Annotated in this window: 17 protein-coding genes and 2 pseudogenes; 12 read left to right on the plus strand and 7 right to left on the minus strand. The window is 38.3% G+C overall.

What is annotated here, in order from left to right:
- Positions 1–26: 26 nt before the first annotated feature.
- The gene (locus JWG41_RS18530; RefSeq protein WP_205271424.1) at positions 27–2,405 is read left to right on the plus strand and encodes a PAS domain-containing protein; all 2,379 of its coding nucleotides are present in this window, start codon (positions 27–29) and stop codon (positions 2,403–2,405) included.
- On the opposite strand, the gene ahpF is transcribed toward JWG41_RS18530, so the two are convergent.
- From ahpF to JWG41_RS18545, 3 genes are all read right to left on the minus strand, one after another.
- A complete protein-coding gene (gene ahpF, locus JWG41_RS18535) occupies positions 2,391–3,950 on the minus strand; it encodes an alkyl hydroperoxide reductase subunit F (protein WP_205271296.1) in 1,560 nt (519 codons plus the stop codon). The two genes, JWG41_RS18530 and ahpF, sit on opposite strands and share 15 nt — an antisense overlap.
- Before the next feature lie 44 nt (positions 3,951–3,994).
- Positions 3,995–4,558, minus strand: coding sequence for an alkyl hydroperoxide reductase subunit C (ahpC, locus tag JWG41_RS18540; protein ID WP_205271297.1), 564 nt, complete (start codon positions 4,556–4,558; stop codon positions 3,995–3,997).
- Positions 4,559–4,664: 106 nt separating this feature from the next.
- Positions 4,665–5,582: a hydrogen peroxide-inducible genes activator gene (locus JWG41_RS18545; RefSeq protein ID WP_205271298.1), complete on the minus strand. Its 918-nt coding sequence runs from the start codon at positions 5,580–5,582 to the stop codon at positions 4,665–4,667.
- A gap of 92 nt (positions 5,583–5,674) precedes the next feature.
- Between JWG41_RS18545 and JWG41_RS18550 the strand changes: the two genes are divergently transcribed.
- The 11 genes and pseudogenes from JWG41_RS18550 (at position 5,675) to JWG41_RS18600 (ending at position 16,198) form a co-directional block, all read left to right on the plus strand.
- Complete coding sequence (locus tag JWG41_RS18550) at positions 5,675–7,600, plus strand: SpoIIE family protein phosphatase (protein WP_205271299.1); 1,926 nt, start codon at positions 5,675–5,677, stop codon at positions 7,598–7,600.
- A 9-nt stretch (positions 7,601–7,609) separates the two neighbouring features.
- Positions 7,610–8,347 carry a LytR/AlgR family response regulator transcription factor gene (locus JWG41_RS18555; RefSeq protein WP_205271300.1) on the plus strand — a complete coding sequence of 246 codons (738 nt, stop codon included), beginning with the start codon at positions 7,610–7,612 and terminating at the stop codon, positions 8,345–8,347.
- A 126-nt stretch (positions 8,348–8,473) separates the two neighbouring features.
- The gene (locus tag JWG41_RS18560) at positions 8,474–8,848 is read left to right on the plus strand and encodes an LIC20211 family lipoprotein (RefSeq protein ID WP_205271301.1); all 375 of its coding nucleotides are present in this window, start codon (positions 8,474–8,476) and stop codon (positions 8,846–8,848) included.
- Positions 8,849–8,856: 8 nt separating this feature from the next.
- Positions 8,857–9,273: a hypothetical protein gene (locus JWG41_RS18565; RefSeq protein ID WP_232374110.1), complete on the plus strand. Its 417-nt coding sequence runs from the start codon at positions 8,857–8,859 to the stop codon at positions 9,271–9,273.
- Positions 9,270–9,611 carry a hypothetical protein gene (locus JWG41_RS18570; RefSeq protein WP_205271302.1) on the plus strand — a complete coding sequence of 114 codons (342 nt, stop codon included), beginning with the start codon at positions 9,270–9,272 and terminating at the stop codon, positions 9,609–9,611. The genes JWG41_RS18565 and JWG41_RS18570 overlap by 4 nt, the downstream gene beginning before the upstream one ends.
- The gene (locus JWG41_RS18575) at positions 9,583–12,099 is read left to right on the plus strand and encodes a TonB-dependent receptor plug domain-containing protein (RefSeq protein ID WP_205271303.1); all 2,517 of its coding nucleotides are present in this window, start codon (positions 9,583–9,585) and stop codon (positions 12,097–12,099) included. The genes JWG41_RS18570 and JWG41_RS18575 overlap by 29 nt, the downstream gene beginning before the upstream one ends.
- Complete coding sequence (locus JWG41_RS18580) at positions 12,099–12,602, plus strand: hypothetical protein (protein WP_205271304.1); 504 nt, start codon at positions 12,099–12,101, stop codon at positions 12,600–12,602. Before JWG41_RS18575 ends, JWG41_RS18580 begins: the two co-directional genes overlap by 1 nt.
- A gap of 1 nt (position 12,603) precedes the next feature.
- Positions 12,604–13,217 (plus strand): annotated as a pseudogene (locus JWG41_RS18585) (MotA/TolQ/ExbB proton channel family protein).
- A gap of 2 nt (positions 13,218–13,219) precedes the next feature.
- Complete coding sequence (locus JWG41_RS18590; protein WP_015681199.1) at positions 13,220–13,621, plus strand: ExbD/TolR family protein; 402 nt, start codon at positions 13,220–13,222, stop codon at positions 13,619–13,621.
- A 170-nt stretch (positions 13,622–13,791) separates the two neighbouring features.
- Positions 13,792–14,271 (plus strand): annotated as a pseudogene (locus JWG41_RS18595) (energy transducer TonB); the annotation flags it as partial.
- A gap of 10 nt (positions 14,272–14,281) precedes the next feature.
- The gene (locus tag JWG41_RS18600) at positions 14,282–16,198 is read left to right on the plus strand and encodes a sensor histidine kinase (RefSeq protein WP_205271305.1); all 1,917 of its coding nucleotides are present in this window, start codon (positions 14,282–14,284) and stop codon (positions 16,196–16,198) included.
- Here the strand turns inward: JWG41_RS18600 and JWG41_RS18605 are convergent.
- The 4 genes from JWG41_RS18605 to JWG41_RS18620 are packed head-to-tail and all read right to left on the minus strand — an operon-like array spanning position 16,176 to position 20,105.
- On the minus strand, positions 16,176–16,742 hold the full coding sequence (locus JWG41_RS18605) for an SCO family protein (RefSeq protein WP_205271306.1): 567 nt from the start codon (positions 16,740–16,742) through the stop codon (positions 16,176–16,178). The two genes, JWG41_RS18600 and JWG41_RS18605, sit on opposite strands and share 23 nt — an antisense overlap.
- Positions 16,724–17,785: a multicopper oxidase domain-containing protein gene (locus JWG41_RS18610; RefSeq protein ID WP_205271307.1), complete on the minus strand. Its 1,062-nt coding sequence runs from the start codon at positions 17,783–17,785 to the stop codon at positions 16,724–16,726. The genes JWG41_RS18605 and JWG41_RS18610 overlap by 19 nt, the downstream gene beginning before the upstream one ends.
- 19 nt (positions 17,786–17,804) lie before the next feature.
- A complete protein-coding gene (locus JWG41_RS18615) occupies positions 17,805–18,116 on the minus strand; it encodes a PLDc N-terminal domain-containing protein (protein WP_205271308.1) in 312 nt (103 codons plus the stop codon).
- Between the two features lie 15 nt (positions 18,117–18,131).
- Positions 18,132–20,105 carry a right-handed parallel beta-helix repeat-containing protein gene (locus tag JWG41_RS18620; RefSeq protein ID WP_205271309.1) on the minus strand — a complete coding sequence of 658 codons (1,974 nt, stop codon included), beginning with the start codon at positions 20,103–20,105 and terminating at the stop codon, positions 18,132–18,134.
- Positions 20,106–20,142 lie beyond the last annotated feature (37 nt).

Genomic DNA, 20,142 nt, shown 5'->3' on the forward strand with positions numbered 1-20,142 from the left:
TCGGAAAGATTCGTCCAATGGACGGTATGCAAACTCCTCCGCCTTCATTGGAAATGCAAATTCTCTCCGCCATGGAGGAGGTAGTCTTTTCAGCTAGTTTTCCGGAGTTAGAAATTATTTATGTCAGCCCTTCCGTGGAAACTCTCAGCGGATACCCAATAGAATTTTTCAAACATGAGTTAGGTGCTTGGCGAAAAATGATCCATACCGAGGACATACATATAGTCGAACACGCACTGAGTTCGTTAAACGAAACAAATAAGTTTCGAATCCGATATCGAATCCAAACGAAAGACAACCAAATCAAACTTGTCCAAAGCCAAGGCCGATTGATCCGAGATGAATCTGGAAAAATCTTACGATTTGATGGAGTGGTCACCGATATTTCAGAATTACTTTCAGTACAAGATTTTATTAAAAGTGAATCTACAGAAATTAAACAACTGTTACTCGAAAATAATATTCTTTTTAATGGAAGCCAAGATTCCATGTTCCTTGTCGAAGTGATGGAGAATGGAGATTTTGTCATCCGTCGGGTCAATACAGCTTATGAAAAAGCAACCGGTGTCATTCAATCCGCCATTCAAGGCAAAACTCCTATTGATCTTTTAGGGGAAATATTGGGATCCCCTGTGATCAGAAATTATAGAAATGCGATTCGGGAAAAACATACAATCTCTTATGAAGAAAGTATCCCTATGCCTGCAGGAACAAAAATCTGGACTACGGCACTCACTCCTATTGAAGTCGATGGAAAAATAAAGTTTATTGTCGGATCAAGCAAAGACATAACAGAACAAAAACGTGCTGAAAATGCCTTAAAAGAATCTAACGAAAGATATGCGTTAATTTTAGAAGTGAGTTCCGATGGATGGTTTGACTGGGATTTGGTGAACAATACAGTAATCTATTCTAGGCGATGGTGGTTAGAATTCGGAAACGACGAAAAATCAGATAATGTACCGATCAGTTTTTGGAAAAGTTTGATCCATCCCGATGATTCCGAATGGGTCTCTGAATTTTTAGAAAATATTTTATCCTCACAGAGAGAAACTTTCGAGTTCAGTTTCCAGATGAAAAAAAGAAAAGGAAATTATGCTCATGTTGTGTCTCGGTGTTATATCCAAAGAGATGCATCGGGAAACAAAATCAGAATGGTTGGATCCAATTCAGATCTAACAGAAGTCAAAAAAATAGAACATACCTTACGAAAAGCAAAAGAAATGGCAGAAGCCGCCAACCTTGCTAAGGGCAATTTTTTAGCCAATATGAGCCACGAAATTCGAACTCCACTCAATGGAATTATTGGTTTCACAGAACTATTGTTACATGCATCACTTTCAGATGAACAAAAAGAATATTTACGTAGTATCTATATTTCTGGAAAAAGTTTGTTATCCCTAGTCAATCAAATCCTTGATTTTTCAAAAATTGATTCCGGAAAGATGGAATTAGAACTAATCAGCACGGATCTTATCGACTTAGTTCAATCTACGGTAGATCTCTTTCAAATCTCTGCCGCCTCCCAAGCCATTCCTTTAAAACTAAAACTAGATCCAGGTTTACCCAGATTCGTATTTCTAGATCCTTTGCGAGTGAGACAAGTCCTTTCCAATTTGATTGGAAATGCCATCAAGTTTACTCATGAAGGGAAGGTAGAAGTTTCCGTAAAACCAATCAAACAAACAGGAGAGATGATCGACATTGAGTTCTCTGTGTCTGACACAGGAATTGGAATCGACATCAGTTCTCAGACTAAACTTTTTGATTCCTTCTCACAAGCAGATACTTCCATCACAAGAAAGTACGGTGGATCAGGACTTGGTCTCACGATCACAAGTGAACTCATTCACAAGATGGATTCTCTTTTACGATTCGAAAGTGAATTAGGAAAGGGGAGCACTTTTTATTTTGTTTTATCCCTCCATGTAAATTCCTCAGGATCAGTATCTTCCAATTTATTTGAAGAAAAACAAACCATTCCCGATGAATCTGCAATCATTGAAAACAATCAAATTCAAAATGATATTTTGATTGTGGAAGACAATGATCTAAACAAAAGACTGTTATCAAAAATGTTATTAAAAAGATATCCCAATATACAAATGAGATATGCCGCCGATGGTGCTGATGCCATCAATCAATTCAAACAAAAAGTTCCGGATTTAATCTTTATGGACTTACAGATGCCAGTTATGGATGGTTATACGGCCACAATGGAAATTAGAAATTTAGAAAAAGATACAAAGAAAAAAACTCCCATCATCGCATTGACGGCGGGAGCGTTTTTTTCAGTAAAAGATACGGCAATGGAATCGGGAATGGATGACTTTCTTACCAAACCACTTTCCTCTGCCGATCTTTACAAAACCGTTGAAAAATGGTTATCTTCAAGCCGCGTGTAATAGATATTCAAAAGCACTAATCGCAGCCTTTGCTCCCTCACCCATAGCAATGATGATTTGTTTGTAAGGAGTGTTTGTGACATCTCCACAAGCAAAAATTCCATCCACATTGGTTTTACATTTTTCATCGACCAGTATTTCTCCAAAACGATTGGTAGCTACTAAATCCTTCACAAAACTACTGTTTGGGACAAGACCAATCTGAACAAAAACTCCATCCAGTGGGATGGTTTCTGATTGTTCGGAACTTCTATCCTTATAAGTAAGTCCTGTCACCTTTTCCGTGTTGGTTTGGATTTCCATGGTTTGTGCTTTTACCAAAGTTTTGATATTGGAAGACTTGGCCACTTTGTCGAGTAACACTTGGTCCGCATTCAACCGATCACCAAACTCAATTAAGGTGACTGATTTTACAATCCCACTCAGATCCAAAGCAGCTTCCACTCCGGAGTTTCCTCCACCCACAACAGCCACATCCTTATCTTTAAAAAATGGTCCGTCACAGTGAGGGCAATAGGCAACACCTTTCCCCACGAATTCTTTTTCGCCGGGAACATTCAGTTCCCGCCATTTAGCTCCGGTAGAAAGGATGACTGTTTTTGTAAGAATCCGTTCTCCCGTATTCAAATGAATGGTTTTTAAATCCCCGGATTCAATTTTCAAAACTCGGACATTTTCTTTTTTGCGGATTTGGTTTTTATCCAATTGTTCGGACAAAACATGAGTGAGTTCTGGACCTGTTGTATAAGGAATAGAAATAATATTTTCAATTCCCAAAGTATCCTTTACTTGACCACCTAACCGATCAGCTATGACAAGAGTTTTTAATCCTTTTCTTGCTGAATACACGGCGGCAGTCACACCAGAAGGCCCACCACCAATCACAGTTACATCATAAATATCGGATGGATTTGTAATACCGGCATTTTCTTCTGTAGATTCAGGAACAGAATACAATTCTAAAAGTTTATCGAAGATAACGGAAGCTTCCGCCTTCCCAGAAAGAAAACGTTTTCCGTTTAGAAAAACTGCCGGAACCCCTTGGATGTTTTTTTCTTTCACAAGGTCTGGATACATAGCTCCATCAATCATGTTATGTGAGATCGAAGGGTTGACTAAAGAAAAACTATTGAGAGTTTGTACGACTTCGGGACAGTTATGGCAATCAAGAGAGATAAAGGTTTCAAAGTGTAAAGTTTCTTTTAATTTTGATACGGCAGAAAGGATTCCTTCTTCCAATTTGATTGGATTTCCACCCGATTGCAGAATGGCTAAAATCAAAGATGTAAATTCATGTCCCATAGGAATTCCTGAAAATTCAATTCCTGTTGGTTTTCCTTCCGAAAGAATGGAAAAACGAAGACCATCATTTTTATCCGAAGAATGTTCGAGACTAATGTTGGAACTTAAAGAGACGATATCATTTAAAAATTCAATCAACTCCTCACGTTTTTCATGAACTCCCGAAAACAAACGAATGTTCACCGGACTTTTTATCCTTTCAAAATATTGTTTTACTTGTTCTTTTGTTGATTCATCTAACATAATAACCTCCCGATTTAGGCGGGTTTCACCCCGCCTAATTTAGTTTAGATTTTTCCTACCAAGTCAAGACCAGGTTTCAAAGTGGAATTACCTGGTTTCCATTTTGCAGGACAAACTTCGCCGTCATTGTTTGCTACGTATTGTGCTGCTTGCACTTTACGAACGAGTTCTTCTGCAGAACGTCCAATTCCAAGGTCATGGATCTCCGCCGTTTTGATTACACCTTCTGGGTTCACTACGAAGGTTCCTCGAAGTGCTTGACCATCTTCTTCGATCATAATTCCAAATCCTCGAGTGATCTTCCCAGAAGCATCACCTAACATTGGATATTTGATTTTTTTGATGGTCTCACTTGCTTCGTGCCAAGCTTTGTGAACAAAATGTGTATCAGTAGAAACGGAATACACTTCCACTCCTAGTTTTTGGAGTTCTTCATAATAATCTGCTACATCGCCAAGTTCTGTAGGGCAAACAAAAGTAAAATCCGCAGGATAAAAAACAAATACGGACCATTTTCCGAGAACGTCTTTTTTGCTAATTTTTTTGAAAGCGCCGTTGTGGAAGGCTTCCGTAGTAAAGTCAGGAATTTGAGTGTTGATATTGGACATTGAATATCCTCCTTTGATGTTAAGAAGAATATACTCCCAATTTGATCATTTGTAAAATAAATACTATAAATGACAAGATTTACAAAAGCTATTGCCCAAATTTGGTCTAATCTTGGTTTAAAGACACTCCAATGATTTTGAATTTTTCTTTGGAATGGTATTCGCTTGGAATCACACTGAGGATCAAACTTGTGAGTTTTTTTAGAATTTTGGTTTTGTAAAATCCCTTCTTATAAACCAAACTAATCTCCCGAGCCGGTTCCGGAGAATCAAAAGGAACAATTCGTTCCGAGGATTTCTCCACAGACAACTTAGGGAGGAGAGTGACACCAATTCCCATATCCACCATTCTTTTGAGTGTCTCCACACTTCCACTTTCAATCTTTGCCAGTGAGTTCCGATTACAGATTTTTAAGGACTGATGGCGAAAACAATGTTCCTCACCTAGCACAAGTAAAGGATACTTTTCAATATGTTTCATGGAAACCGAGGAGGATTTTTCTTTGGCATTTTTCGGATAGTAAACAACAAAGGGTTCATAGTAGAGCGGATGTTCTACGATATTAGGAATTTTGAGCGGGGTCGCAAGAATTCCCAAATCAATCTCTTCCGATTCCAATTTTTCCAAAATAGAAAGAGTGGGTAGTTCCGAAATCCGAAAGTTCACCTTAGAAAACTCTGTTTGTAAACTCTGGTAAACAGAAGGAATCAAATAATTACTGACTGTCGGAATGATTCCAATGGAAATATTTCCCGCAGGTTCGTCCTTCCACTGGCCTGCGATTTCAAAAAGTTTGTCGGCCTCTTTCAGTGTATTTTTAGCCTGATCGACTACCGCTTTCCCTAATTTGGTGGTAATGACGGGATTTTTTTTCCGATCAAACAATTCAAAACCCAGCTCTTGTTCTACTTTTTGAATTTGTAAACTCATTGTAGGTTGAGCAACTAAACAATGTTCGGCGGCTTTAGCAAAACTCTTAAACTGATCTAAAGCGACGATATATCGAAGTTGGGTGATTGTCATCTACTTACTCTCCAAAAAAATAACTAAAGTGAATGAGAGACGGAAAATCAACTTGCATTCTCTCTGTACGCAACTATCTTTAGCCGATAGCGATGAGATTTCTCTCATTTATTTTCCCCTTTTTACTTACTGCGGTATTTTCGCTTTCCTCGGAACCACTCAAAGTAAGTTCTAAGTACCTAACGACTTTGTCCGAGGGCTGGACATTTACGTCCCAAGGGGAAACAAAACCCATCCAAGTCGGCAAAGGCCTCTCCTTACAAGGAATGAACCCACCGGTTCACGGATCTTACAAAACTAGCTTTTATTACGAGCCAGACAACAAACCCCTGGGTATCTACTTAGACCGTGTCCAAGAAGTCGACAAACTTTTTATCAATGGAATTTTGTTAGGGAGTACTGGTGGTATCTCAAAAGAAGGATTGTATTTACCCAATTGGTATTACAAACGTTTGTACTTTATTCCAAGTTCTGTACTCAAAGCGAACGATGTCAACGAACTCGAATTAGAAATTCACTTTCGGAACCAAACCTTTCAAGGCGGAATTTTTAGAAAGATTCCCGTGATGGGAAACTATGACCACTTACAAGAATTTATTATCAACGAAGATGGACGAGATTTCTGTTTCATCATGTTGTTTTTTGGAATTGGGGCTTACCAAATTTTTTCAATAATATTAAAAAGACAGGCAAAAGCAAATTTTTATCTTTTATTATCCACGTTAATTTTTGTTATGTGGAGATTACCGCTCTTAAATATTAGTTATACCTATACCAACTTTTCTTTTTTCTTTTGGTTAAAAGTATTTTTTACATCACAAACTCTTCTTCCTATTTCGATTTTTCTATTTAGTTATTCCTTGTTCCAAAATAAGTTTCATCTGAAAGAAAGGTTGCTTGTTTTTTTCCTACTCTGTATCGCTTTTATGCAAACTTGGGATATTCAAATTCCAACGAGAATCTTACTTCTACGAATTTGGGAATTCTCTTTGATAGTGGTTGTGTATTTTATCATCCGAGGAGTGGTTCGAGCAGCAAAAGAAAAAAAGGCCGAAGCTTATTTTTTAGCAGTGGGATTTATTTGTATCTGCATAGGTGCTACGATCGACATCATGATTGATGTTACCTCAGGAAAAAATATCTACTTAACGCAGTATGGTTTTTTAATTCTAATGATCCTCTCTGGGGTTGCTATCTCCTATCGACATGCAAAAAACGAAAAAGAACTTTCTGTATTAACTAAAGATTTGGAAATTCGTGTTCACGAAAGGACCATTGAACTTCGAGAAAAAAATCAAGACTTAGAACAAGATTTATTTTTTGCATCCCAACTTCAAAGTTACCTTCTACCCAAAGAACACCCGAATACATTAGGAATCCGAATTCATACAACTTATTTACCAATGAAACAAGTAGGTGGAGATTTGTATGATTGGGTGGAGTTAGACAACAACCGTCTGCTTTTGTTAATTGCTGATGTTGCAGGACATGGAGTTCCCGCAGCCTTTATATCATCAATGGTAAAAGTACAATTTAGAGAGTCTACAAAAAGTATCAACTCACCGAAAGACGTACTCGAACATATGAACCGAGCTCTTACTTCTCTTGTGAGTCGGTATTTTATCACAGCCTGTTGCGCACTCCTTGATACAAAGGAAAAAACAATCACCTTCTCGACTGCGGGCCATCCAAATCCACTCATTTACAATCGGATCAAAGCCAAGTTCGAACTTATGCAAGTAAAGGGTCCCATCATTGGTTGGAAAGAATCCTTCACGTATAGTGAATGGACCCACAAAATGGAAGCCGGCGATCGTTACTTTTTTTTCACCGATGGTGTGACAGAAGCTCGTGCCGAAAATAAATTGTTTGGTGAAAGCAAAATACTTGATCTACTGGAGAGAGGAAAAGACAAGGATATAAAATCATTGTCCCAGGAAATCATAGTTCAAATTTCAAAATTTTCGGAAGAGGAACTGAAAGACGATGTCACTTTTTTCTTTATTGATGTAACATAAATTAAATTCATGGATTCTTCCACCTATTCAGTATTAATCATTGAAGATGAATATCCTGCCAGGATGCTCATGATGGACTATATCATGAACTGTTCCGAATTAAAACTGGCAGGCATCGCAGAAAGTGGGGACAAAGCTTTAAACCTTTTACAAGAGAAAAAATTTGACTTAGTTTTTATGGATATCAACCTTCCTGCTGTGAATGGAATGGATATCTTACGAAAGGAACACAACAAATCCACATTTTTTATCATTACCACTGCCTACAGTGAACATGCCGTAGAAGCTTTTGATTTGGATGCAACGGATTATTTACTCAAACCCTTTTCCTTTGAACGATTTCGAAAGTCTGTAGATAAGGCCTTACGGTTTTTACAAGAATCGAAACAAATAACTCCACCGGCACAAGAAAAACAAACTCATCTCAAAATTCAGTCCGATTCGGCAGTATTTTTATTACCGTTTCAAGACATTCACTTCATTTCTGCAAATAACAAAAGTTGTGTGATACATACTTCCCAAAAAGATTACGAAACTTCAAAACTACTGAAAGAAATTGAAGAAAAGTTACCTTCCACACAGTTCATTCGCATCCACAAAGGATTCTTAGTAAATCTGGATTTTGTGACAAGTCTCCGATATGATAAGGGTGGGTCTTACACCATCCAACTAAAAAACGAGGACGAAACCACTCTTCCCGTTGGCCGTTCCTTTGCTCAAAATTTAAAAGAAGCGCTCAAACTGTAACCCATTCTGATTTCACTCCGGAATATGTAGCGTTCATTCCGAGTTAAGTAGTTAATCACCGTTAGTATAATTATTCCGTTGACCAAAGCCAAAGAAATGCGATTTGGATACGAACGGAGTCTTTTTATGAAACATCTTATTACCGCTGCCAGTATCTTTATTTTGTCTTTAGGTTTAGTGAATTGTGCCTCTTCTTCCGTAGGACTTGCGACTAGCAACAAACCAATACCAAACACTCCTTACGAAACTGTAAAAACCGTAGAAAAAACCTTTACTTGGTATGCACTTGACTTCATTATCTTTGGCCTTCCGTTTACAGAACCACCTGTCGGCGACTTATACGAAAAAGTTATGGAGGAGGATTCTGGGGACGCACTCGTTAATATTCGTTACTGGAATGACAAATCCATCTTTGGACCTATCACAAGATACAGATTCACTATCAAAGGTGATTTGGTTCGATTTTCATCATCTGCAACAACGACTAAAACCAAAAAATAATATTACCAATGATAACTTCTATTCTCAAAATCTTTATAAGTTTCTTCTCAGCTTCCATTATGCTTATGGGATGTATTGGCTCTCATGTCTCCAAAGAGATCTATTTGTATGATTCAGCTACAGTTGTACGTTCCACCGATTATAAAATTCTCGGGAAAGGAAAAGGGCAAGATTCCGCTTTTTATCTCTTAGGAATGTTTCCTGTGACAAAGGCACCTAATGTAGAATTAGCGATGAGTCAAATTTTAGAAAAATATCCTACAGGAAAAACTCTAATCAATATCAAAATCCAAAGAGAGGATAAAGCTTATTTCCCTCTTGGTTTGGTGACTGCAGTCAATGTAACCGCTGATGTAGTGGGTCAACCAGAAGTAACGGACATCACAACCACTGGAACAGGGACAGGGGCAAAAGGTACCAAATGAAAATCGGGACAATTACCTTTTTAATTGCTCTTGGATCTATCATCCATTGTGGACCCTCAGTGGATCGTGTAGACACTAGTGATGCACAAAGCCAAGTATATGCTGCTGCTAAATTTGCTTCGGAAAAATGTGGGAATCCTATTCCCAATCCACCGCTAGTCATCGTAAATAAACCAATTAAAAGAAATTTGGATTTGTGTACAATCTCGATCACCCGTACGGAATGTCCGTTTCTTGGATATCCCCTACCTTGCACCCTCATTTACCTCGAACAAGAAACGGGAGATATCCCTTGGTATTTAAACTTCAATGAAATCAGCAAAATTCAAATTAAATAATCGTATTTTAGTCGGGATTTTTCTCTTTAGTTTTGGATCCCCACTCCTTGCTGTGAGTATCCGTGCCAAATTGATTAATCCAAAAAAGGAAATTGCAGAAAAGAATTTATCTGTATTGGTTTTTGAAACGAAAAAATTTGCACAAACTGATGCGGAAGGAAATATAACTCTCGATTTTCCATCGCCGGGTGATTACACCTTGCGTTTGTTACGTGATTCAGGAATCCAGGAAATTAAAATTTCTGTTGGCTCTGAAGATGAATCAAGAACCATCTATACCGAAAAAAAAGCAAGTGCTCCAAAGACAGGTATTGTCGTAGAAGGAGAGCGGGAAAAAACGGTAGCTTCAAGAACTAAAGTTCGTTATGAAGAAATCAAAAGGATGCCGGGTACTTTTGGAGAAGCTCTTCGTGCCTTGGAAACACTTCCTGGAGTCATTCCCAATATTGGATTTGGTGGTGGTGCCAATGGTATTATCGTACGCGGTGCCAATCCCAATGCGAACACGTATCTTTACGATGACCTTCCAATTCTTTATCCATTCCACTTAGATGGATTAACTTCTGTCATTCATAATGATTTAATCAAATCCATTGATTTATACTCCGGCGCATACCCTGCTAACTTTAATAATGCGACTGGTGGTGTGATTGAAATTGAGACAGTAGACTCAATTCAAAAAACTAAAGGTGCCTTTCAAGTTTCCTTATGGAACACAACAGCTTATGCTGCGACACCTACTTCCGGAGGGAAAGGTTATCTCGCCATCGCCGGGAAACTTGGTTATTTGGATAAATCTTTGGGTGCCACAGGACTTTTGCCAGAAGGGATCAGACTTCCGCGTTATAACGATTCACAGATTAAATACGTTCATAACTTTACGCCAGAACACCAAATCTCTTTTTATAACCTATCGGCTCAAGATAACTTTGCCATCGACGTTCCCAATAAACCTGCAAATGACCCTACAGCTTCACCATTGGCACTTTTAAGCGGTGCGAAAGCAAGTTTCGGACAAAGTTTTCGAACAACAGCCCTTCGATACAGTTGGATTCCAGGTGATAAGTTTCAAAACCGTGTTACTTTAATTAACTTTGATCCTATCGGTGAGTATAATGTTGGTTTTGGAAGTATCCAAGGAAAACAATACCAAAGAGGAAGTTATGTAGGTGTTCGTCAGGATGCGTATTGGACAGCAACAAAATTTCTAAAAGTAGATTTTGGAACAGAAGTGAGAAAATTTTCCTTCAGAGATTATGGAACAGAGGTTGCCTTACGTGATCCCACCAATCCATCACCTAACCCTTACAACTCGGCAAGTCCTGATTTCGTTGGTCGGCCCCTTAGTATCCAAGGAAATACCCCATATTACAATGCATATACGACACTCCATTTTAAATTTGGAAACTTTCTATTCGAACCAGGTGCACGTTATGATTATGTTCAAGTCACTGGTAATGGTGCCTTAACACCGAGAGCCACAGCTTCCTATACGTTTCCAGAAGTTGGAAAAGGGATGACAATCTATGGAAGTGGTGGAGATGTATCTAGATTTCCTTTAACTACTAATTTTAATGCGGAAACAGGAAACCCTGATTTACGATTCGAAAGAGCAAGAAAAGTCAGTGCCGGTATTGATCAAAAGATTGATCAAGTGTGGCAAGTAAAAGTAGAAGTATTCAAAAACCAGTTCACCGATACTATCATTGATGATCCATATATTTCCTCTCCTGTTGGTATGAATCCGGACAAAGGACAATGGTTAACTCAACCCATCGTCGCCAATCGTCCGCTAAACTATTCAAACAGAGCATCTGGTTGGTCCCATGGATACGAACTTTTGATTCGTAAAAATGCGCGCCCAGGTACTAGAGATTGGTTTGGTTGGATCTCTTATACTTGGTCACAGTCCTTTCAAAACACAAATTTATACCAAGTTTATGAAGGTGACAATTCGCAAGTTGGCGGGATTGAAAGAAAAATCCTTGCGGCTTACTTTCCAAACTCAAAAGAACAATTAGCTCCATGGGACAGAACTCATGTTGCCAACTTTATTTATGGTTGGAGAATGAGTGAAGGTTTTCAAATTGGTGGTCGATGGAGTTATTTAACATCGGTTCCTTCAAGACCAGTGGTTGGTGACGATGGTGGTAGATTTTCGAATCCACTCAATGGACTTACCTATTGGAACCCACAGTATTCGAATAACCCTAATTCACCCCAGTATGGATATGTGAAACGCGGAACTGACTTTCATAGATTTGATATTCGATTTGATATCTTTGAAAACTATTCCTGGGGTTTTATAAACTGGTATTTAGAAATCGTAAACGTTTACATGAGAAAAAATAAAAATGGTTATGATTATGATAACTCAAGACCGTTCTCAGCGACAAACCCTAGACAAAATGATACCTTCGGAACCTTAGAACTTCCGGGAGGAACAGTCATTCCTTTCTTCAACGTAGGTATGGAGGTACACTTCTAATGAAATATGTAATCCTTCTTATTTGTCTCACAACCACCTTTGCTTGTAGTGAATCTAAAAAAATTGAAGATTCCTACAAGGAAACAGTTTTGTTACAATATCTCGCCACACCAAACGCACCGCAAGAAACATGCGAATCAATCATCACAAATAAAGATTTATGTTTCAAGGCTTATGCTACTGCTGTTGGTGGAACATTCACAGAAACGACTGCGGCAGTAAAAACATCAACCTGCCAAAATATGATTTCAAATTCAGCTTATAAATACATGTCTGGTATTGCACAAACCTGTGCCTTTAACTGCCAGGTAACCGATTGGAAATCAAAAACCAGTTCAGGAATTTGTGCTCAATCAACAATCCCTGCACTGATAGAGTCTAGTCTAACTTCTAGTTCAGCAATTTCTTGTTTAAGATCTTGTTTTGCGACAACTAACAATCAAATTAGCGCGGATCAGATTCCATTATATTTATTATTTAATAACATTCAAAACGGAGAATAGTATGCAAGAGTATGTAGAAATAGGTGAAGAATTAATCTTTATTGCAATGGGAGTGGCGAGTGTGATCGCATTAGCAGTATTTGCGGAAAGGTTAATTTACTATAAAAAAACTTTAGGTAAAAAAACGAAGACTATCTAGCAGAAGTTAGAACTTCATTACAAGAAGAACCAGAAATTCACTGGAAAACTGATGCCGGCGAAGAATCCATTTATACAAGATTCGTTCAATTTGCACTCAAACAATTAAAACTAGGGCGAAAGGGATTGGATGAAAGTTTAGATGGCCAAATTCTCTCTGAAAAATTGGAACTAGAAAAACGTTTACCGATCCTAAACACATTGGGAAACAACGCTCCTTTTATTGGATTGTTAGGAACAGTTCTTGGTGTCATCAAGGCATTTTATGGTTTGGGAACCTTGGGAAGTTCTGGTGCGGAAGTGGTGATGCGTTCCATCTCTACAGCCCTACTCGCAACGGCAGCTGGTCTTGCAGTCGCAATTCCTGTGGTAATGGCAAACAATTATTTTTCTAGAAAGTCCAAGGTCATTTTGCAGAATATGGAAATTCTGAAAAAAGAACTACTCTCTTATCAAATGAATAAGACAAAGGTATAATTATGGCTGGAGCATCAGGTTCACAAGACGAAGAAATTGGAAGTATAAACATCACTCCCATGGTGGATGTGATTTTAGTTCTTCTTGTCATCTTTATGGTAACGGCAAACTTTCTTAAAAAAGAAAGTTTAAATATCAATTTACCAAAAGTACAAGCTGCTGATCCGAATGTTGCCGAGTCGGTACAGGTAGCAATCACCAAAACAGGCGCCATCCTTTTGGAAGGCAAAGACACAGATATTTCTGGTTTAGTTCGAAATCTCGAAAGAGAAGCAAAAATCAGACCTAATATGCGTTTAACGTTGTCTGCAGACGAAAGCCTCCCTTATGGAAAAATTACGGAGCTGATGGGAATCATCCGAAAAGCGGGTGTCACTAAAATTGCCCTCAGTGTAAAAAAATGAATCGTATCGCGGAATTATGGGTAATCTTTAAACAATCTGTCAAACAGAACAGAGAACGTTTGTTCCACGTATGTTTGATTGGTAGTTTGTTTGTCCATACCGCAACTTATGCTGGTTACAAAATTAGCCAATTACGTGGTGATGAAGTTGTTGAAGAATCAAACTTCGAAGATGTAGATGTTAGTTTCGAAGACATTCCTCCGGAACTCATTGGTGGTACATCCTCTCCTGCACCTATCGAAAAACAAGAGTGGGTAGAAGGAAGTAACAAAGACAAGGCCGATGAACCGGACAACTCCGATATCAATCCCAACCAACTTTCCGGAAATGGAACAGATAAAGATGGATACCTTTTCTCTTTCAACGGAGACAAAATGCCAACTGCGATCATTGACTTTGATTTGAAGGACTATTTTCCTCCCCAAGCCAAAGCAGCCAATATTGTAGAAAAACAAGTTGTACTTTTAGTACAAGTGAATGAAGACGGAAGTTTACAATCGGCAAAAATTGTTTCTGGTCGAGCAGGTTATGGGTTCGAAGAGGCCGCGATGAAACTCATCAAACGCGTTCGTTTTAGTCCAGGTTATGTGCAAGGCCAACCGAAAAAAATGGCGCATAGATTGCCTATTTTGTTTTCCTTAGAAGATTAACATACTCTCTATGAAAAACTTGGGGAGCAGATTTTTAGAAAGACCAACTCTATCCATCTGCCTCCTTTTCGTTGTTGCAAGTGTATCTATCACTTCTTATTTTTATTCCGTTCTAAAACCAACTGATGGTTCACTATCCGAATATTACTTAACAGAAAATACAGAATACTTTGTTGGTGACATCCCCACTGATGACTACGGGGTAATTGATTTTCAAAAGATGCACAAAGTGTATTGGGAATCAATTTCAGGTTGGATTGATGATACAGAACTCAAACGGATTACCGATTCCGATTTTATTTGGTTACGATCCAAAGCTTTTCCCAACCGACAAGAAAATAGAGAACTATATTTTCTACTAGAACATGCCGGACTCAATATAGAAATATTTAACTCATATGGTGATTCGATATTTAAATATGGAGAATTTTCAGAACAAGATAAACTTCCGAACATATTCCAATCAAAATTCGATTGGGTTAAGGTTCCAAATGATGATTCTGAATATTACTATTTACGATTGTATCACAAAAAAGGAATCCTCTTTTTAATTTCGATTATCGAAAACTTAGTGGGGAAACAAACTGCCCTATACCGCGAGATTGCTTTAAAAAATCTTACAGCAATATTCTTTCATTCATTCTTTTTAATGATTGGAATTATTTGTGCGCTGGTTTACTTTATTGAATACAAAAAACAGTATAATATCCTTCTCGATTTTGCATCGTTTTCCTTATGTTTTGGCCTCTTAGGACTTACGTCAAACGTACTCATTCGTTATCTATTCACCAATTCAGAAACATTATTTATACTCACGACCATATCTTCGAATTTTGTTTTTATCCCTATGTTATCCGGGGTTCGTCGGCTTTTTGGAACGGGAAGTTACCGCACACTTGATATACTCATCTACATAAACGTATTTATATGTTCGCTCACAACGGTATTAGTTTTTTCCCTTCCATTTTTTGATTCTTCACACTCATTACTAATCAGCAGTAGAAGTTTTTTTATTCTATTCAATCTTTTAAATATCATCGGCCCCATTTATGTAACTTTTGAAGCATGGAAAAAAGGAAACCAGGAAGCCTTCGGACATTTTATTGGATTTAGTGTTACCTTGTTTCTTGTATTTTTAGAAATTTATTTATCTATCAAATCCAATGATAACTCAAATTCCAAAGTGGTTCTTTGGGGAGTTTTATTTGGTGTGATCTCGCAAGGTTTTGCTTTAGAACGTACGATTTTTGCAAATAGACAAAAAGCTCAAGTCTACAAAGAAGATTTGTTAAAAGCAGAAAAATCTCTCAAAGAAAGCCAACTCAAAACCTTACAAACAAAAATGAGTCCACATTATTTATTTAATTCTTTAAATACCATCCATGCCCTTCACAAAATCAAACCAGAGTTAATTGGTGATGCGATTTTAAGTCTTGCAAACAATTATAGATTCATTTCAGACAGAACTGATAGAGATTGGATTCCCTTCGAGGAAGAATGGAATTTTTTAGAAGATTACCTTCACTTACAAAAACTAAGATTTTATGATACAATCCAAATTGATTTTAAAAAATCTGGGGACTTTTCTTCCGTAGTATTGCCACCTTTGTTACTCCAACCCATTATAGAAAACTCCTTTAAACATGGATTCCGTGGATCGGCTGATGACCAATTTCAATTATTCATTCATGCAAAGATGGTTCGGGATTCTGTTTTTAGTTTTGTAGTGTATGACAATGGAATTGGGATTCCAGAAGAACTACTTGCAGATAAATCAAAACTTTTAGAACGATCTTTGGGAAATATAAAAGAACGACTCAAGAATTTATATTCCGAGTTTAGTTTCGAAGTAACGCGAAATTATCCTGAAGGTGCAAGAACCGAGATTGAAATTATACTGACTTCTAGAGTTCCGCAAGTTCTCTAAGTTTGGTAGCCAAAACATTAGCAGAAACTCCACCGGGAAAGTTTGTGAGTGTGTTTAAGTTTTCATCCAACACATAAATAAAATTAGAATGATCAATTCTATAAGTATTTCCAGTTCCCACTTTCTCTCTGATAATTCCAAATAAATCTGTAAGTTTGATTAAAGACTCGGCATTAGGAGAAAGTGCTGTTAGATTTTTTCCCGGAAAGTTTTCTATATAGTTTTTCAACGTCGCAGGGGAATCCCTTTCTGGATCTAGTGTTACAAAAATAAATCGGAACCGATTCGACTTTTCGCCGAGTATCAAGGAAGCTCTTCCAAAATTTGTCAAAGCGAGAGGACACATATCGGGACAATGGGAAAATCCAAAATACAAAACCGATTTTTTTTCAGACCAAAACTTTGGTTCGAGTAAACTTCCATCTGGTTTGACAAAAGATAACTGTTTCCATTCTTCTTTGATTGTATCTTCCTTTGTTTTACAAAAAGAAAAAAAACTGAGCAAAATAAAAATACTTACTAGAGTTATACGGCGACGATCCAACCCATTCCTCCATTTTCAGCCATATGTGTTTGGTGCGGGTGGAACATATACCGACCTTTTTTCTTCAGAACAAACTCAATGACCACTCGTTCTGTTTGTCCCAGGGACACTACATCAGAATGCCCATCGGGAACGACACTTCCTAAATTTCGGATGATATCAAAAGTCTGAGCGTGTAAATGGAAAGTAATGATTGGTTCTCGTTCCATCATATTTTGAATGTAAAAACGAACTCTTTCCCCAACAGGAACTTTCATTGGATAACGATCATAAATCCCTGCAACACCATTCCAAGTATAGTAGTCGTTTTTACCCTTACCTTTCGTGTCCCATCCAGAGAATGTCAGAACAAATTCATGCGCTGGTTTTCGTTTCACCGGTGGATCCACAAGTAGAGCACCATACAAACCTTTGGCGGTGTGAACCATAAGTGGAGGGACATGGCAATGGTAAGGATGAAGCCCAATAGGTCCCGCTTCTATTTGATACGTCCTTTCACCGAATGCAGGAATTGGTTCCCATCCATCTTCTAAGGGATCATGGGTTCCATGAAAGTGCAAAGAATGGGGATCAGGACTAGAATTTTTGACATGGATTCGGAGTGTATCTCCTAAATTGGCTCGAAGTACGGGCCCTGGAACCAGTCCGTCAAAAGTCCAGGCAGGATAGTTTACATTATGTGCGATATTCATACTCAAAGGAAAAAGATTTAACTTAAAATCTTTTACTTTCGAATTCGTATTTTTATAGTTAGGTGGGTAGTAAAATCTTTCGGTGTATTCTTCTTTAATATAAAAAGGTGGATGGGCCATACTTCCATAAGTATTTGTTCCACGTAAACTCCCGCCAGCTCCAATTGAATTTTGGTAATCGTCGCTGACGGTGGGAGTGGTCACCACTCCAAAGTTAGTTGCAGTAGAAGGATCAGAAGGTCCACAAATTTCCTCAGAGTTTCGCGAATTGAATTTGATGGATCCAAACAACGACCCAACAAGTCCTGTAATTCCAAATCCCAGTGTTGTTAAAAAACTCTTCCGATCCATGATACCGCTCTCTAAAATCTTAAATGTGAGAAATTAAACTGAGTACCCAAACAAGAACCAACACCCCAAAACCACCGCCAACGGCGATTTGTTTGAATTTTTTTTCGTATTCGGTATCAGCTACTAGTAAATAGACAGCAGGTCCAAGAACAGGAACCACCAAAATCACAAGTGACCAAATGATTTGTTTTGTAGTATCCATTCCCTTTTGTTTCGAAAGTCCAAAGAGTGCTAGTGGCGCCCAAACCATTGTTAAAACAAAGGGAAGGTAATATGCGTAAGATCCGATAAAATAGGTCCAAAAACCTGGGTTTGCAAAAGTTGTTTCCATAAATAAACTCCTATATTAAACTACAGACGGTTCTGTAACCGCCGTCATCGCATAACCGGCATAAGCCAGAATCGTAAAGAAAAGAAAAATACCACCGATCACTACTGTGTTCCGAACAGTCTTAGAAATTTTAGATTCTTTAGAGTATAAATAAACCAAAGATCCAATAAACGGAACTAGTAGAATCAACCAAAAGTAATAATCTAACTTAGAACCTTTCGCAGAGAATCGATCCAAGATAGCAAGTCCCGTCCATGCGGCAAAAATGGCAAAGGGCAACAAATATCCCATAAGATGGAAATACCATGTTTTGATGGTTCCCGGAAAATGAACTCTCCAGCCCGAAGTATACATAGGATTAGTTGCTGCATCAAATTCAGCTTGGCTGAGTTTTGGTAATTCCGCAGAAGCAATCAAACCTTTGTTTGTTTCAAAAACATCATGGGCAGGGCTTACATTTCCAAAATTTTCTTTAGGCATAGTCAATTGTGATGGTGGGATTGGTTGGTTTTTATAAGAACCAAGTACAAACTCACGAAGGTTTGCCTGCACAAAGAGAGCCAATAGTCCAATACTAGAAGACAAGTCACCTACATGAGGATAACGAATGCCCGTGCAGGACTGAAAGGTTTCGAGGAGAGGTGGACTGGACACTCCATAAGAGTTTCCTTCAAAACAGTTCCCCACATTCACAGGCCCACTGAGCGCAATGTCTCCCCTGCCGGAATGATAAACTTTATTGTTCCTCACTACGTTGTTATTGGAGATCCAAATGTTTTCGTCGATATTCATCGTGACTAAAATTCCATAGTTTTTGTGATTAAAAACTAAGTTATCTTCCACTAAATTTTCTAAGGCACCAAGCAATGCGATTCCGTTTCCGATGGATGGGTATTCCAACTTTTTGGAAGGAGCATTGGTATTGTTATTATCATAAACAATATTTTTCTTTACCACAATTTGTTTTTGTGGAGGAAGTAACTCACGATCCAAGGTATTTGGACCAATTCCCAATTGGTTTTTTCTCCATATAGAAGATAATAGGTATAAGTTTCCACTCGAGTTGGTTCCGGAATATCCAAGTGCATTGTTCTCTGAAATGATGTCATTGATTATCGCATTACATGGATTACACTGCCCTACATAAAATCCAGAATCTGGAGATCCGGAAGCATAAGAATGTTCCATCAGTCCATCAACCGAATCAAAGGCATAAATTCCGTAATCACCATTGTTATAAGCTGTTAAGTAAGATCCGCGGTAACCTTTCACTCCAGTCCAATACACACCATTCAGTGTAGCATTTCTTGTTGTTAGGTTTTCTACAGCGACACCGTCAGCTCCCACAATCATGATCCCGTTTCCACGTAGAAACTCACCGTCGATAATGGTTTCATTACGATCTTCCCCACGAATCACAATCGAAGGTGTGGTGACAGTGACTTCTTCTTTATAAATCCCTTTGGCAACAAGGATTAAGTCACCAGGAGAAGCTGCATCCACTGCATTCTGAATGGTTTTGTATTGAGAAGGAACCTTACGAGTCACTCCTGTCCATTTTTTGGATATCTTTGATTTGGCAATGTTCGACTGCGGATTGAAAGAGGCATTTCCAACCACAGCAACACCGGTCATTCCGATTTTACCATCTGGTGATGCATGAAAAGAACAGAAGTAAGGAAACACACCTTCTTCAGGAAAGAACACATCGGTATGCGCACCACGAAACATAGCTAAATTTCCAAATGTTTTCTCTGTAGACCAATCTTTGGTGATCGAGATGGCATTGTGAGGATTGTTTCCTTCGTTCACAAATCGAATTTTGCCGCCTTTAAAAGTTCGAATGACTGGCGGGTGGAAGGCATTATCCATCATCGTGACGTGGACAAAGGCCGAATTGGCAGGATCTTCTGAACTGCAATGATTCATACCAAGTGTTATGAATACCGCAATTGAGATTCCTAATAAAATCTTTTTGGTCTTTTTCATAGGTCTTTCCCAGAACATGAGGATTTCCTCACATTTT

The sequence above is a fragment of the Leptospira chreensis genome (assembly GCF_016919165.1).
Taxonomy (GTDB): domain Bacteria; phylum Spirochaetota; class Leptospiria; order Leptospirales; family Leptospiraceae; genus Leptospira_A; species Leptospira_A chreensis.

What these genes read in the sequence shown, in the direction of transcription:
- JWG41_RS18555 (WP_205271300.1), top strand. Translation starts at nt 7,610, where the DNA reads ATGGATTCTTCCACCTATTCAGTATTAATCATTGAAGATGAATATCCT.
- JWG41_RS18530 (WP_205271424.1), top strand. Translation starts at nt 27, where the DNA reads ATGCAAACTCCTCCGCCTTCATTGGAAATGCAAATTCTCTCCGCCATG.
- JWG41_RS18580 (WP_205271304.1), top strand. Translation starts at nt 12,099, where the DNA reads ATGAAATATGTAATCCTTCTTATTTGTCTCACAACCACCTTTGCTTGT.
- JWG41_RS18620 (WP_205271309.1), bottom strand. Translation starts at nt 20,105, where the DNA reads ATGAAAAAGACCAAAAAGATTTTATTAGGAATCTCAATTGCGGTATTC.
- JWG41_RS18610 (WP_205271307.1), bottom strand. Translation starts at nt 17,785, where the DNA reads ATGGATCGGAAGAGTTTTTTAACAACACTGGGATTTGGAATTACAGGA.
- JWG41_RS18600 (WP_205271305.1), top strand. Translation starts at nt 14,282, where the DNA reads ATGAAAAACTTGGGGAGCAGATTTTTAGAAAGACCAACTCTATCCATC.
- JWG41_RS18590 (WP_015681199.1), top strand. Translation starts at nt 13,220, where the DNA reads ATGGCTGGAGCATCAGGTTCACAAGACGAAGAAATTGGAAGTATAAAC.
- JWG41_RS18545 (WP_205271298.1), bottom strand. Translation starts at nt 5,582, where the DNA reads ATGACAATCACCCAACTTCGATATATCGTCGCTTTAGATCAGTTTAAG.
- JWG41_RS18575 (WP_205271303.1), top strand. Translation starts at nt 9,583, where the DNA reads ATGAAATCAGCAAAATTCAAATTAAATAATCGTATTTTAGTCGGGATT.
- JWG41_RS18570 (WP_205271302.1), top strand. Translation starts at nt 9,270, where the DNA reads ATGAAAATCGGGACAATTACCTTTTTAATTGCTCTTGGATCTATCATC.
- JWG41_RS18565 (WP_232374110.1), top strand. Translation starts at nt 8,857, where the DNA reads ATGATAACTTCTATTCTCAAAATCTTTATAAGTTTCTTCTCAGCTTCC.
- ahpC (WP_205271297.1), bottom strand. Translation starts at nt 4,558, where the DNA reads ATGTCCAATATCAACACTCAAATTCCTGACTTTACTACGGAAGCCTTC.
- JWG41_RS18615 (WP_205271308.1), bottom strand. Translation starts at nt 18,116, where the DNA reads ATGGAAACAACTTTTGCAAACCCAGGTTTTTGGACCTATTTTATCGGA.
- ahpF (WP_205271296.1), bottom strand. Translation starts at nt 3,950, where the DNA reads ATGTTAGATGAATCAACAAAAGAACAAGTAAAACAATATTTTGAAAGG.
- JWG41_RS18550 (WP_205271299.1), top strand. Translation starts at nt 5,675, where the DNA reads ATGAGATTTCTCTCATTTATTTTCCCCTTTTTACTTACTGCGGTATTT.
- JWG41_RS18560 (WP_205271301.1), top strand. Translation starts at nt 8,474, where the DNA reads ATGAAACATCTTATTACCGCTGCCAGTATCTTTATTTTGTCTTTAGGT.